Source organism: Streptomyces sp. NPDC022910 (assembly GCF_055561075.1).
This window is the reverse complement of the sequence record NZ_JBVHHL010000015.1, coordinates 116,016-128,318: the sequence shown is the minus strand read 5'-3', so window position 1 is coordinate 128,318 and position 12,303 is coordinate 116,016. Positions and strand designations below refer to the sequence as shown.

Sequence of the window (12,303 nt, the reverse complement as noted above, 5' to 3'; positions counted from 1 at the left end):
GGGGTGTGTCCGCTGGTTATTCGGTTGCCGCGTGGAGCGGCCCCCTGGAGACAATGTCTATCGCACGCACTGCCGTGGACGCCGGTCCGTTGTCCGTTACGTCGACCTTGGCGCCGGTTTTGCGATGAGGGACTTTTGTTGTCTTTTCGGGGGATGGGGAAGAAATGTCGTACGTAGAGGTGCCAGGGGCGAAGGTCCCGATCCGTATGTGGACGGACCCGGCGACGGTCGAGGGCGCCGCGATGCAGCAGCTGCAGAACGTGGCGACCCTGCCGTGGATCAAGGGCCTCGCGGTCATGCCGGACGTCCACTACGGCAAGGGGGCGACGGTCGGCTCGGTCATCGCCATGCGGGACGCGGTGTGTCCGGCGGCGGTGGGGGTGGACATCGGCTGCGGGATGTCGGCGGTGCGGACGTCCCTCACGGCGAACGATTTTCCGGGCGACCTGACGCGGCTGCGCTCGAAGATCGAGCAGGCCATCCCGGTGGGGCGCGGGATGCACGACGATCCCGTCGAGCCCGGCCGGTTCCACGGGGTGGCCACTTCCGGGTGGGACGACTTCTGGGGGCGGTTCGACGGAGTGGCCCAGGCGGTGAAGTTCCGCGAGGAGCGCGCCACCAAGCAGATGGGCACGCTCGGGTCGGGCAACCACTTCATCGAGGTCTGCACGGACACGACCGGTGCCGTGTGGCTCATGCTCCACTCCGGCTCCCGCAACATCGGCAAGGAACTGGCCGAGTACCACATCGGCGTGGCCCAGAGGCTCCCGCACAACCAGGGCCTGATCGACCGTGACCTCGCGGTCTTCGTGGCGGACACCCCGCAGATGGCGGCGTACCGCAACGACCTGTACTGGGCGCAGGAGTACGCGAAGCACAACCGCACGCTGATGATGGCGCTCCTGAAGGACGTGGTCCGCAAGGAGTTCAGGAAGGCGAAGCCGACCTTCGAGCCGGAGATCTCCTGCCACCACAACTACGTGGCGGAGGAGCGGTACGGGGGCGTGGACCTGCTTGTGACCCGCAAGGGCGCGATCCGCGCGGGTTCCGGCGAGTACGGGATCATCCCGGGCTCCATGGGCACGGGCTCGTACATAGTGAAGGGCCTCGGCAACGAGAAGTCGTTCCACTCGGCGTCGCACGGCGCGGGCCGGCGCATGAGCCGCAACGCGGCGAAGCGTCGCTTCACGGCGAAGGACCTGGAGGACCAGACGCGAGGCGTGGAGTGCCGCAAGGACTCCGGCGTGGTGGACGAGATCCCGGGCGCGTACAAGCCCATCGAACAGGTCATCGAGCAGCAGGGCGACCTGGTGGAGGTCGTGGCCAAGCTCAAGCAGGTGGTCTGCGTGAAGGGCTGACGCAGCGAAGGCCCGGCTCCGTCCGCAGTCGAACAGCCGCCGAGGTCACATCCACCGGTGGATTCACTTCGCGTGCTTCACCGCGTAGATCATCACGAACGCCACGATGTGGATGCCGAAGAGGAAGTAAGCGAGGTAGTACCAGACGTAGCGTTCGCGCTTCTTCTCCAGGGACAGGCGGTCCTGTTCCGCGGTGGTCTCGGGCTCGTCCGCCGGGGCCGGTTCGGACATCACGCCTCCCGGTGGACCTTGGTGTTCGACGCCTGGGCCCGCGGGCGGACCACCAGGAGGTCGATGTTGACGTGGCTGGGGCGGGTGACCGCCCAGCTGATCGTGTCCGCCACGTCGTCCGCCGTCAGTGGCTCGGCGACGCCCTCGTACACCTTCGACGCCTTCTGGGCGTCACCGCCGAAGCGGGTCAGCGCGAACTCGTCCGTCTTCACCATGCCGGGGGCGACCTCGATCACGCGGACGGGGGTGCCGACGATCTCCAGGCGGAGGGTCTCGGCGAGGACGTGCTCGGCGTGCTTGGCGGCGACATAGCCGGCGCCGCCCTCGTACGTGGCGTGGCCGGCGGTGGAGGAGACGACCACCACCGTGCCGTCGCCGCTCGCCGTCAGCGCGGGCAGCAGAGCCTGCGTGACGTTCAGGGTGCCGAGGACGTTCGTCTCGTACATCCGGCGCCAGTCCTCGGGGTCGCCGCTCGCGACCGGGTCGGCGCCGAGCGCGCCGCCCGCGTTGTTCACCAGGACTCCGATCGTCCTGAACGCCGTCGCGAACTCGTCGACCGCCGCGCGGTCCGTGACGTCCAGCGCGTACGCCGTCGCCGAGTGCCCGGCCGCCGTGAGCTCCTCCGCGAGCGCCTCGATGCGGTCCTTGCGACGGGCGGTGAGGACGACGCGGTAGCCCGCTTCGGCGAGCTGCCGGGCCGTCGCGGCGCCGATGCCGCTGCTCGCGCCGGTGACGACGGCGATGCGGGAGGCGGCGGAGGGTGCGGCGGCGGTCATGGGGCGGCTCCTCGGGCGGCGGGCTCGTTCCTGCGGTCGCGCGTACGGTCGTACGTGCGCCCTCCGCCCAGGATAGGTCGCGGCAGCCGACGACCGGCGGGGCGCCCGTGATCGGCCGGATGCCCGAAGGTGCTCAGTGACCCCGTGGCGCCCACATGATCACGGCCATCCCGGCGAGGCAGATCAGCACACCGGTCACGTCCCAGCGGTCCGGGCGGTAGCCGTCCGCGACCATGCCCCAGGCCAGGGAACCGGCCACGAAGATACCGCCGTACGCGGCGAGGATGCGGCCGAAGTGGGCGTCCGGCTGGAGGGTGGCGACAAAACCGTAGACTCCGAGCGCCATCACGCCCGCTCCGATCCACACCCAGCCACGGTGTTCGCGCACGCCCTGCCACACCAGCCAGGCGCCGCCGATCTCGAAGAGCGCGGCCACGACGAAGAGCGCGGCGGAGCGGAGGATCAGCATACGGCCACCCTCGCATGAAGCCCCCGGCGCACCGGAAGGGGCCCGCCTGACCGCTTCGCGCGCAGGTCACCTGCCCGGCGGCGCCTGTCGCACCGTACACGTGGGATACATACGGTGATGTCCGGGCAGATGCGGAGGAAGTGACGATGAGGAAGTGGATTTCCGTCGCGCTGGGCGCGGCCGTGGCGGTGGGGGCGGCCGTGCCCGCCGTGGCCGCGGGTCTTGAGGTCGACCTCGCCTATCACGGCTATGTGGCGATGGGTCGCGGCGAGGTCAACGTACGGTTCACCCCGTCGAACCACGGGCCGTCCGGCTTGGAGGACGCCACCGCGAGACTGCGCTGGTCGAAGCCGCTGGCGGACCAGCAGCAGCTGCCGGAGAACTGTGCGCGGTACGACGCGAGCACGGTGCTGTGCCGCACGGGGGCGATCGCCGCGTACGGCGAGGGCAAGGAGATCCATCTGCGCGTACGCCTCGCGGACACGTCGACCGACGAGGTGCGGCTGGAGATCGACTCCCTGTGGGGCGGCGGCGCGGTGGACCGCAACCCGGGCAACGACCGCCAGCAGGTGGTGGCGCTGGGCACGGGAGACCGGTACGCCTTCTGAGCGCCGTCAGGAGGTCCAGCCGCTCTCCGCGTCGTACCGCTCCCTCACCTCGTCGACCTCCTGGATGTGGGCTTCCGCCCAGTCCTTCACGGCGGACAGCAGCCCGCTGAGGCTGCGGGCCGAGCGGCGTGAGGTCGTAGTCCGAGGGCGCCCACGCGGCGGAGCCGCGCCATGTCACGGCATCGCGCCCCTTAAGGGGCGCGATGCTGGATGTATGCCGTGGGAGGTACCCCGACCGTCGCCGTGAAGTCCCGCACCAGGTGGGCCTGGTCCGCGTAGCCGAGGTCGGCGGCCAGGCCCGCCCAGTCGACCGCATCTTCGGTCTCCGCGCGCTCCAGGTTCTCGTGGATGCGGTAGCGCAGGATGACCCACTTCGGGCCCACGCCCACGTACGCGGCGAACAGGCGTTGCATGACCCGTACGGACAGGCCCTCCGCCCGTGCGAAGTCGGCGACGCGGCGGATCGTGCGGTCCGTGCGGATACGGTCGGCGAGAGCCATCGCGAGGTCGGCCTGCGGGTCAGGGCGGGGGCCGAGGGCGAGCAGGAAGGCGTCCAGGGCGGCCGCGCGGTCGCGCTCGTCGGCGGGGGAGAGGACCGCCGCCGGATCCGCGTCCGGGAACACCTCGGGCAGCGGGACGCGGCGGCCCGTCCAGTCCGCCGCCGGGTGCCCGGGCGCGAAGGGGCGGAAGCCGCCCGGGCGGAACTGGATCCCGCACACCCGGCCCCGGCCCTCCAGCTTCTGTGTGAACAGCTCCAGGCCGATGCCCGCGACCTCGCCCCAGGGCGTCTGGTCGCCGTACCGCTGGAAGACGACGTTCACCGACGGGTGCGGGACGACATGGGACGCGTACGGCTCCGGGAGGTCCCAGTCGATCAGCCAGTAGTGCTCCAGATACGGGCGCAGGGGCTCGGCCGGTTCGAGACGACGGAAGGCGACGCGCGAGAAGAGCTCCGCGGCGTCGACGATGCCTCGTGTGTCACGGCGTGGGGCGGCCATGACCGGATCGTACGAGCGGGCACTGACGGTGGGCGGAATACCGGGCAAGGCGGCACCGTTCCCGGGTATAGTTGAATCATAAACAACCTGGAAGGTGAGCGAGCATGCAGTTCGGGATCTTCAGCGTCGGCGACGTCACCATGGACCCGACCACGGGGCGGACGCCGACCGAGCGCGAGCGGATCAAGGCCATGGTCGCCATCGCGCTGAAGGCCGAGGAGGTCGGCCTCGACGTCTTCGCGACCGGCGAGCACCACAACCCGCCGTTCGTGCCGTCGTCGCCGACCACGATGCTCGGCTACATAGCGGCGAGGACTCAGAAGCTGGTCCTCTCCACCTCCACGACCCTCATCACCACCAACGACCCGGTGAAGATCGCCGAGGACTTCGCGATGCTCCAGCACCTCGCGGACGGCCGGGTGGACCTGATGATGGGGCGCGGCAACACCGGGCCGGTCTACCCCTGGTTCGGGCAGGACATCCGCCAGGGCATCAACCTCGCCATCGAGAACTACGCGCTGCTGCACCGGCTGTGGCGCGAGGACGTGGTGAACTGGGAGGGCAAGTTCCGCACGCCGCTGCAGGGCTTCACCTCCACGCCGCGCCCGCTGGACGACGTGCCCCCGTTCGTCTGGCACGGCTCCATCCGCTCCCCGGAGATCGCCGAGCAGGCCGCGTACTACGGCGACGGCTTCTTCCACAACAACATCTTCTGGCCCGCCGACCACACCAAGCGGATGGTCGAGCTGTACCGGGAGCGCTACGCCCACTACGGGCACGGCACGCCCGAGCAGGCGATCGTCGGCCTGGGCGGACAGGTGTTCATGCGGAAGAACTCCCAGGACGCGGTGCGCGAGTTCCGCCCGTACTTCGACAACGCTCCGGTCTACGGCCACGGGCCGTCCCTGGAGGACTTCACCGACCAGACCCCGCTGACCGTCGGCTCGCCGCAGCAGGTGATCGAGAAGACCCTGAGCTTCCGCGAGTACGCCGGTGACTACCAGCGCCAGCTGTTCCTGATGGACCACGCCGGACTGCCGCTGAAGACCGTCCTGGAACAGCTCGACATGCTCGGCGAGGAGGTCGTGCCGGTGCTGCGCGAGGAGTTCGCGAAGAACCGTCCGGCGAGCGTGCCCGAGGCACCGACGCACCAGTTGCTGCTCGCCGCCAAGGAGTCCGAGTCCCAGGAAGGATCCGAGGAGGTGACCGTCGTATGAAGCTCGTCGTCGTCTCGGCGGGTCTGAGCGTCCCGTCCTCCACGCGGCTGCTGGCCGACCGGCTGGCCGCCGCGGTGGAGCGGCACACCTCCGCCGACATCAGGGTCGTCGAGCTGCGCGACCTCGCCGTGGAGATCGCGCACAACTTCACCAACGGTTTCCCCGGGCGCGCGCTCGCCGAGGCGCTGGACGCGGTGACGGAGGCCGACGGGCTGATCGTCGTCACACCGGTGTTCTCGGCGTCCTACAGCGGACTGTTCAAGTCGTTCTTCGACGTGCTCGAAAAGGACGCGCTGTTGGGCAAGCCGGTCCTGATCGCGGCGACCGGCGGCAGCGCCCGGCACTCGCTGGTCCTGGACCACGCCCTGCGTCCGCTCTTCTCCTACCTGCGGGCCGTGGTCGTCCCGACCGGTGTGTACGCGGCCTCCGAGGACTGGGGCGCCGAGGGACTCGCCGATCGGATCGAACGGGCCGCGGGAGAACTGGTGCGGCTGATGGGGGCGGGGTCCCCCCGCGAGGAGGGGGCCGTGTCTCTGTCGGGGACCGCCGAGCCGGTGCGGGAGCCCGCCGGGGCCGTGTCCGAGCCCGTCGCGTACGGGTCCGAGATCGGGCCCGCGCCCGCGGGGCTGCACCGTGCGCCCGTGCCGGGCGACGGCGCGACGCACTCGCACGGCTTCAAGGTGATCCCCTTCGAGGAGCAGTTGGCTGCGCTGCGGGGCTAGGCGCCGTCGTCGAACTCCCGTCGGCCGGGCGACGCCTGGCACGCACGCCCGCAAGGCGCCGGACGCCGCCCGGCCGGCCCTTCGGGCGGACGACGGGCGTGACGACAGGACCTACCGGCGGTCGGCGGATCTTCGTGGCGCCGGCTCCCGAGCGGCGGCCGGGCGGTTCCGTGCGGTGGGCCCTCGACGTGCCGGTCGGTCCGGGGTCCGGGCGGACGGCGACGGGACGCGCTCGCACCGTTCGGGCGGTCCCTTTCGCCTGGATCTTTCTGTCGCTCGGTGCCCGGCTGCTCCTGGGCGGGTCCCGGGCGGGTCCAGGGTGTGGGCGAGGGGTGGGCCGCCACCGTCGTGCCCACCGGCTCACCCGTGCCGCGCCGGTCCGTCCCGAACCGGGGGGATTCCGGGACCGACCGGGCGGGCCCCTCACCCGGCCGCGCCCTGGGATGGCGGGCCGGGCGGGCTTGAGAGGCGGCGTGCCTTGGGCCGCGTTCGCGGCGCGGACCCGACCGCCGTGTCGCGGCTCCCGTGTCGTACGTCTTCAGGTGTTCATACGGTGGTCGCGTCGCCCCGTGGAGAGTCGGCGGGACCGGTGGGCGGTCCGTACCACGCGGCGACGGGCCCCAACCCGTCGGCCGGTGCCCCCGACCGCTCCGTCCCCGGCCCCGCCTCCGTGGCTCTCCGTGGCGTCCCCCGGAAGGGAGCGCGGCGACGTGACATAGCCGACAGACTGTCCCCACCAGGTAAACCGCCACGTGCGGAGCGGTGAGAGGCGGGTAAGAAGCCCGCCTGCGGCTCGGCCCACCCGGTGGTGCACCGCTTCGGCCTTGGCAGACTGGTGGGGTGACCCAGACAGTGCTGCTCGCCGAGGACGACCGCGCCATCCGTCATGCCCTGGAACGCGCGCTGACGCTGGAGGGTTACGAGGTGACCGCCGTGGCCGACGGGGTGGAGGCCCTCGCCCAGGCCCACCGCAACCAGCCCGACGTGCTCGTTCTCGATGTGATGATGCCCGGCATCGACGGCCTCCAGGTGTGCCGCGTGCTGCGCGCCGAGGGCGACCGGACCCCGATCCTGATGCTCACCGCGCTGGTGGAGACCGCGGACCGCATCGCGGGCCTGGACGCGGGCGCCGACGACTACGTCGTGAAGCCGTTCGACGTGGAGGAGGTCTTCGCCCGGCTGCGGGCCCTGCTGCGCCGCACCAACACCTCCTCCACCCTCGACGGCCCCAAGGAGGAGGAGAAGATCCCCAGCGGCCAGGTGGTCGTCGCCGGGCTGCGCATGGACGTGCACGCGCGCCGCGCCTGGCGCGGCGAGCGCGAGCTCGAGCTCACCAGGACCGAGTTCGACCTCCTGGAACTGCTCGTGCGCAACTCCGGCATCGTTCTCGACCACGCCACCATCTACGACCGCATCTGGGGCTATGACTTCGGCCCCGGATCCAAGAACCTCGCCGTCTACGTGGGCTATCTGCGGCGCAAGCTCGACGAGCCGGGGGCCCCGGCGCTCATCCACACGGTGCGCGGCGTGGGGTACGTGCTGAGGGAGGACTAGTGCCTCAGTCACCGCCTCCCGCTGCCGAGGCCGACGTCGGACCGGGGATGCGCCTGTGGCAGCGGCTGCCGCGCGGGCTGCGCCGCCGGCTGCGGCTGCGGTCCAGGCTGCGGCAGATGTCGTCGCTACGGACCACCTTCACCGTGTCGTTCGCGGCCGTGGCCGCCGGCGTCACCGTCCTCGTCGGCTTCCTCAGCTACGACGCCGCCGCCCGCCTGGTGCGCGTGGACCAGCAGACCGTCTTCGCCCAGGTCGTGGCCGATCTGCGGGACCAGGTCAGCCAGAAACAGCTGATGCCGGACGACTTCGCCATCTCCGACAAGGACCACGACACCCCGCGCGACGACATCATCCGGCCCAGCCGCACGGTCGTGCAGGTGCTCGGCCCCGGCGGCACGGTCGTCGACCACTCCAACCCGGCCCTGCCCGTCGGCGCCGACGACCGCGAGATCGCCGAAACCACCACCGCGGCCAAGCTGGTGGAGCACAAGAACGTCGACGTCGGCGGTGACGTCTACCGGGTCGCGACCGTCGCGCTCGGCCACGGTCAGGGCGCGGTGCAGGTAGCCCAGGAACTCAGCAGTACCGAGGACCTGCTGCGCAGCCTCCAGCAGCGCACGGCCCTGCTGATGGGTGCGGTGGTGATAGCCGCCGGGCTGTTCGGCTGGTGGCTGGCAAGGCGGATCACCCGGCGGCTCGTGCGGCTGGCCGGTGCCGCCGAGGACGTGGCGCGCACCCGGCGGCTCGGCATCCAGGTGCCGGTCACCGGCAACGACGAGGTGGCCCGCCTGGGCCGTTCCTTCGACCGTATGCTCGGGCGCCTGGCCCAGTCCGAGGAGGACCAGCGGCGACTGGTGCAGGACGCGGGCCATGAACTGCGTACGCCGCTGACGTCCCTGCGGACGAACATCTCGCTGCTGCGCCGTATAGACGAGCTGCCGTCCGCCGCCCGCGAGGAACTGGTAGCCGACCTGGCACAGGAGTCCCGCGAGCTGACCGACCTGGTCAACGAGCTGGTCGCCCTGGCGGCCGGCCAGTCGGACACGGAACCGGTGCAGCGGCTGACACTCGCGGACATCGCCGAGGACGCCGCGACGATCGCTCGGCGCCGCACGGGCCGCGAGATCGTCGTCCGTGTGACCGGCGACACGACGGTCGACGGACGGGTCTCGGCGTTGCAGCGGGCGGTGTCCAACCTGCTGGAGAACGCGGCGAAGTTCGACCGCGACGGCGAGGCGCTGATCGAGGTCGCCGTCACGGGGCCGGAGCACCCGCCCCGGCTGGAGGACTCCGACGAGCCGGACACCGGGCCGCCGCTGGGCAGCGTGCGCGTGGAGGTCCTCGACCGCGGGCCCGGCGTCGAGGAGAGCGACCTCATGCGCATCTTCGACCGCTTCTACCGCGCCGCGGACGCGAGGAGCCTGCCCGGCTCGGGGCTCGGCCTGTCGATCGTTCAGGAGGTGGCGACGTCACACGGGGGAGCGGCGTTCGCGTACCAGCGCGAGGGCGGCGGAGCGGTCATCGGGTTCACGGTCGGCGGCGGGACGCGGGCCGGGGGCAGGTGACCGGGCGGGCGGGCCACGCCGACTCCCACCTCACCTGGGCCGCGCAGGGGCGGTGGAACCGGGTGCGACGGTACGGCTCCGCCGTTGCCGTCGCCGCCACCGGGCTCTCCGGGCGGGACCGGATCGCGGTCGGCGGGGACGCCGACGACGCCGTACCCCTCGTACGGGATCTGCTCGCCGAGCTGGGGTCGGGCCACCGCCCCTTCGGGGACGCGGACCTGATCGAAACGCTTGCCCGGCGGATCCCCGGGCTCGTCCCCACCGACCCCTTCTACTGGATGGAGACGGCCTACTGGATGGAGACGGCGGCCTTCGGTCGCGCGTGCCGGATGGAGACCGTGGCCCCGGGCCGCGCGTCCGGTGCCTCAGGCGCGCGGTGGCTGGACGCGGTCGAGGAGCGTGAGGCGGCACCCCTTTTCCACCGCTGGTTCCCCCATTCGTACGCCCAGCCGGGGCGGCCGGGGGTGCGCCGCTGGGCCGGGGTACAGGGCGGGGACCGGACCCGGGGTACAGGGCGGGACCGGACCGCTCGCCGTGGCCGCCGATGCCTGGTCCGCCGCCGGGTGCGGATTCCTCGCCGGGGTGGTCACCGCCCCCGAGGGCCGCGGACGCGGCCTCGGCACCGCCGTATCCCGGTTCGTGGTCGACGCCCTCGTCCAGGAGCACGGCCGCGCGGCCCTCATGGTGGACGCCGGCAATGCCCCGGCCGTCGCCGCCTATGAGCGCATCGGCATGACGAAGCGGCTGTTCAAGGCGGTGGCCATGGTTGCCTGAACTCCCTCAGCCCACGTGCACGCGTGGCCGCCGATCCCGGTGGGGCTCGGCCTCCCGCAGCACCTCCCGCGTCACCGGTGCCACCTCTCCCTGGCCGAAGAGGAAGAAACGCAGGAAGTTGGCGAACGGGTTGCCCTCGGTCCATTCGAAGTAGATGTGCGGAATGCAGCCGGTGCTCTCCCGGACGTGCAGCAGCAGGGCCGCGAGGGCGTTGGGGATCGAGGACGACTCCAGGGTGAGCACGCGGTAGCGGCCGTGCATGACCTCGCCGCGTACGTTCATGCCCGACTCGAACTCCGACGGGTCTCGGACCGTCACCTCCACGAAGACGAAGTCCTCCTGTGGGGGCAGGTCGTTGTCGTTCCGGATCTGCTCGATCTTGTCGTGGTACTCATCGAAGTCCCGGCTGTCGGGTTCGTTGGCGATGAAGCGGATGCGGCGGCTGGCGATGTCCCGGACGAAACGTTCGGCCATGGTGTCCAGGGTCACGCTGGTCACGCGGAGTTCGAAGGCGCGGGCGAGCCGGGACAGCAGCGAGAGAAGGATGATGCCGGCGATGAAGCAGGCACCGATCTTCACACCGTCCGGCCGCTCGATCACGTTCGCGACCGTCGTGTACAGGAACACCGTGGCGATCACCGCGAACGCGATGGTCCAGTTGTGCTGTCCGGCCTTGCGGGCGGCGATGGTCACGGCGATCGCCGCGGAGCTGATCAGCACCAGCACCCCGGTGGCGTAGGCGCCGCCCTGGGCGTCGACGTTGGCGTCGAAGATCCAGGTGACCAGGAAGGCGACCAGGGTGAAGACGATGACCATGGGCCGCACGGCGCGGGCCCAGTGCGGGGCCATGCCGTAGCGGGGCAGGTAGCGGGGCATCAGGTTGAGCAGCCCGGCCATTGCGGAGGCGCCCGCGAACCACAGGATCGCGATCGTCGAGACGTCGTAGACCGAGCCGAAGGCGTTGCCCAGGTACTCGTGCGCCAGATAGGCCAGCGCGCGGCCGTTGGCCTGCCCGCCCGTCTGGAACTCCTTCTTTGGGATCAGCAGGGTGGTGATGAAGCTGGTGGTGATCAGAAACCCGCTCATGATGACCGCGGCGGTGGTCAGCAGCTTCTTGGTGCCCCGGATCCGGCCGATCGGCTTCTCCTCGGTGTCGCGCGGGTCGCCCTGCACATGGGGCATGACGGCGACGCCGGTCTCGAAGCCGGACAGGCCGAGCGCCAGTTTCGGGAAGACGATCAGCGCCAGGCCGATCATGACGAAGACGTTTCCGTGCTCGGTGGTCAGGGCGCTGGTCCAGTCGGTCACCACGTGCGTGGCCGTCAGCACATGCCACAAGCCGACGACCACGACCACGGCATTCAACGCGAGATAGACGCCGACCAGGGCGAACGCGACACCGATCGCCTCCAGGAAGCCCTTGAGGAACACCGCGCCCAGCAGGGCGATCAGGAGCAGGGTGATGAGCACCTGGTGGCCGTGCAGGGTGCCGGTGAGGTGGGGGTTCTCGATCAGGTGGGTGGAGGCGTCGGCGGCCGAGAGGGTGATGGTGATCAGGAAGTCGGTGGCGGCGAAGCCCAGCAGGGTCAGGACGAAGAGCTTGCCCTTCCAGAAGGAGAGCAGTCGCTCCAGCATCGCGACGGAGCCTTGGCCGTGCGGGCTCTCCTCGGCCACCCGCCGGTAGACCGGCAGAGCGCCGGCCAGGGTGACGATCACGAGGACGATGGTGGCGATGGGGGAGAGCAGCCCGGCGGCCAGGGCGGCGATGCCGGGCTGGTAGCCGAGGGTCGAGAAGTAGTCGACGCCGGTCAGGCACATCACCCGCCACCAGCGCTGGCCCTTGTGCGGGGGTTCGGGCTCGGCGTCGGGACCCTCCGGGGCACCCTTGCCCATGTCGGACAGCCCCTCCAGCATCCACGCCCGCAACCGGCTCGGGCGAGCGTGCTCCGTAGCGGCCATCGGCGTGCTCTCCTGGCGTACGGCTGTTCGAACGGCCCCGGCCATCGAGGAGACCGTCATTCCAGCGTAGGC

General features: G+C 71.0%; 12 protein-coding genes. 7 read left to right on the top strand and 5 right to left on the bottom strand.

The genetic code is table 11. The annotated features are described in order from the left end of the window. Positions 1-164: 164 nt before the first annotated feature. Positions 165-1,358, top strand: coding sequence for an RtcB family protein (locus ACZ3TS_RS17255; protein ID WP_467618569.1), 1,194 nt, complete (start codon positions 165-167; stop codon positions 1,356-1,358). 63 nt (positions 1,359-1,421) lie between these two features. Here ACZ3TS_RS17255 and ACZ3TS_RS17250 read toward each other — a convergent pair whose 3' ends face one another. The 3 genes from ACZ3TS_RS17250 to ACZ3TS_RS17240 form a co-directional block, all read right to left on the bottom strand. Continuing rightward, positions 1,422-1,589, bottom strand: coding sequence for a hypothetical protein (locus tag ACZ3TS_RS17250; RefSeq protein ID WP_467618566.1), 168 nt, complete (start codon positions 1,587-1,589; stop codon positions 1,422-1,424). Further along, the gene (locus ACZ3TS_RS17245; RefSeq protein ID WP_467618564.1) at positions 1,589-2,365 is read right to left on the bottom strand and encodes an SDR family NAD(P)-dependent oxidoreductase; all 777 of its coding nucleotides are present in this window, start codon (positions 2,363-2,365) and stop codon (positions 1,589-1,591) included. The genes ACZ3TS_RS17250 and ACZ3TS_RS17245 overlap by 1 nt, the downstream gene beginning before the upstream one ends. 133 nt (positions 2,366-2,498) lie before the next feature. Next, on the bottom strand, positions 2,499-2,834 hold the full coding sequence (locus ACZ3TS_RS17240) for a YnfA family protein (RefSeq protein WP_467618562.1): 336 nt from the start codon (positions 2,832-2,834) through the stop codon (positions 2,499-2,501). A 146-nt stretch (positions 2,835-2,980) separates the two neighbouring features. Here ACZ3TS_RS17240 and ACZ3TS_RS17235 point away from each other — a divergent pair, with 146 nt between their 5' ends. Then, a complete protein-coding gene (locus ACZ3TS_RS17235; protein WP_467618561.1) occupies positions 2,981-3,442 on the top strand; it encodes a hypothetical protein in 462 nt (153 codons plus the stop codon). A gap of 191 nt (positions 3,443-3,633) precedes the next feature. Here the strand turns inward: ACZ3TS_RS17235 and ACZ3TS_RS17230 are convergent, their stop codons facing one another. Continuing rightward, positions 3,634-4,440: a DUF6597 domain-containing transcriptional factor gene (locus ACZ3TS_RS17230; protein WP_467618558.1), complete on the bottom strand. Its 807-nt coding sequence runs from the start codon at positions 4,438-4,440 to the stop codon at positions 3,634-3,636. A 104-nt stretch (positions 4,441-4,544) separates the two neighbouring features. Between ACZ3TS_RS17230 and ACZ3TS_RS17225 the strand changes: the two genes are divergently transcribed. The 5 genes from ACZ3TS_RS17225 to ACZ3TS_RS17205 all read left to right on the top strand — a co-directional run bounded on the left by ACZ3TS_RS17225 (position 4,545) and on the right by ACZ3TS_RS17205 (position 10,272). After that, positions 4,545-5,657 carry an LLM class flavin-dependent oxidoreductase gene (locus ACZ3TS_RS17225; protein ID WP_467618557.1) on the top strand — a complete coding sequence of 371 codons (1,113 nt, stop codon included), beginning with the start codon at positions 4,545-4,547 and terminating at the stop codon, positions 5,655-5,657. Continuing rightward, a complete protein-coding gene (locus ACZ3TS_RS17220) occupies positions 5,654-6,379 on the top strand; it encodes an FMN reductase (protein WP_467618555.1) in 726 nt (241 codons plus the stop codon). The genes ACZ3TS_RS17225 and ACZ3TS_RS17220 overlap by 4 nt, the downstream gene beginning before the upstream one ends. A gap of 852 nt (positions 6,380-7,231) precedes the next feature. Beyond that, a complete protein-coding gene (locus ACZ3TS_RS17215) occupies positions 7,232-7,933 on the top strand; it encodes a response regulator transcription factor (protein ID WP_467618647.1) in 702 nt (233 codons plus the stop codon). 47 nt (positions 7,934-7,980) lie between these two features. Continuing rightward, a complete protein-coding gene (locus tag ACZ3TS_RS17210) occupies positions 7,981-9,498 on the top strand; it encodes a HAMP domain-containing sensor histidine kinase (protein WP_467618645.1) in 1,518 nt (505 codons plus the stop codon). 534 nt (positions 9,499-10,032) lie between these two features. Continuing rightward, positions 10,033-10,272, top strand: coding sequence for a GNAT family N-acetyltransferase (locus tag ACZ3TS_RS17205; protein ID WP_467618554.1), 240 nt, complete (start codon positions 10,033-10,035; stop codon positions 10,270-10,272). Positions 10,273-10,278: 6 nt separating this feature from the next. Here ACZ3TS_RS17205 and ACZ3TS_RS17200 read toward each other — a convergent pair whose 3' ends face one another. Next, positions 10,279-12,231, bottom strand: coding sequence for an APC family permease (locus ACZ3TS_RS17200; protein ID WP_467618552.1), 1,953 nt, complete (start codon positions 12,229-12,231; stop codon positions 10,279-10,281). Positions 12,232-12,303: the final 72 nt, after the last annotated feature.

Coding starts and splice junctions, on each gene's coding strand:
- ACZ3TS_RS17210 (WP_467618645.1), top strand. CDS start 7,981: ATGCGCCTGTGGCAGCGGCTGCCGCGCGGGCTGCGCCGCCGGCTGCGG.
- ACZ3TS_RS17220 (WP_467618555.1), top strand. CDS start 5,654: ATGAAGCTCGTCGTCGTCTCGGCGGGTCTGAGCGTCCCGTCCTCCACG.
- ACZ3TS_RS17245 (WP_467618564.1), bottom strand. CDS start 2,365: ATGACCGCCGCCGCACCCTCCGCCGCCTCCCGCATCGCCGTCGTCACC.
- ACZ3TS_RS17230 (WP_467618558.1), bottom strand. CDS start 4,440: ATGGCCGCCCCACGCCGTGACACACGAGGCATCGTCGACGCCGCGGAG.
- ACZ3TS_RS17240 (WP_467618562.1), bottom strand. CDS start 2,834: ATGCTGATCCTCCGCTCCGCCGCGCTCTTCGTCGTGGCCGCGCTCTTC.
- ACZ3TS_RS17235 (WP_467618561.1), top strand. CDS start 2,981: ATGAGGAAGTGGATTTCCGTCGCGCTGGGCGCGGCCGTGGCGGTGGGG.
- ACZ3TS_RS17200 (WP_467618552.1), bottom strand. CDS start 12,231: ATGGCCGCTACGGAGCACGCTCGCCCGAGCCGGTTGCGGGCGTGGATG.
- ACZ3TS_RS17225 (WP_467618557.1), top strand. CDS start 4,545: ATGCAGTTCGGGATCTTCAGCGTCGGCGACGTCACCATGGACCCGACC.
- ACZ3TS_RS17255 (WP_467618569.1), top strand. CDS start 165: ATGTCGTACGTAGAGGTGCCAGGGGCGAAGGTCCCGATCCGTATGTGG.
- ACZ3TS_RS17250 (WP_467618566.1), bottom strand. CDS start 1,589: ATGTCCGAACCGGCCCCGGCGGACGAGCCCGAGACCACCGCGGAACAG.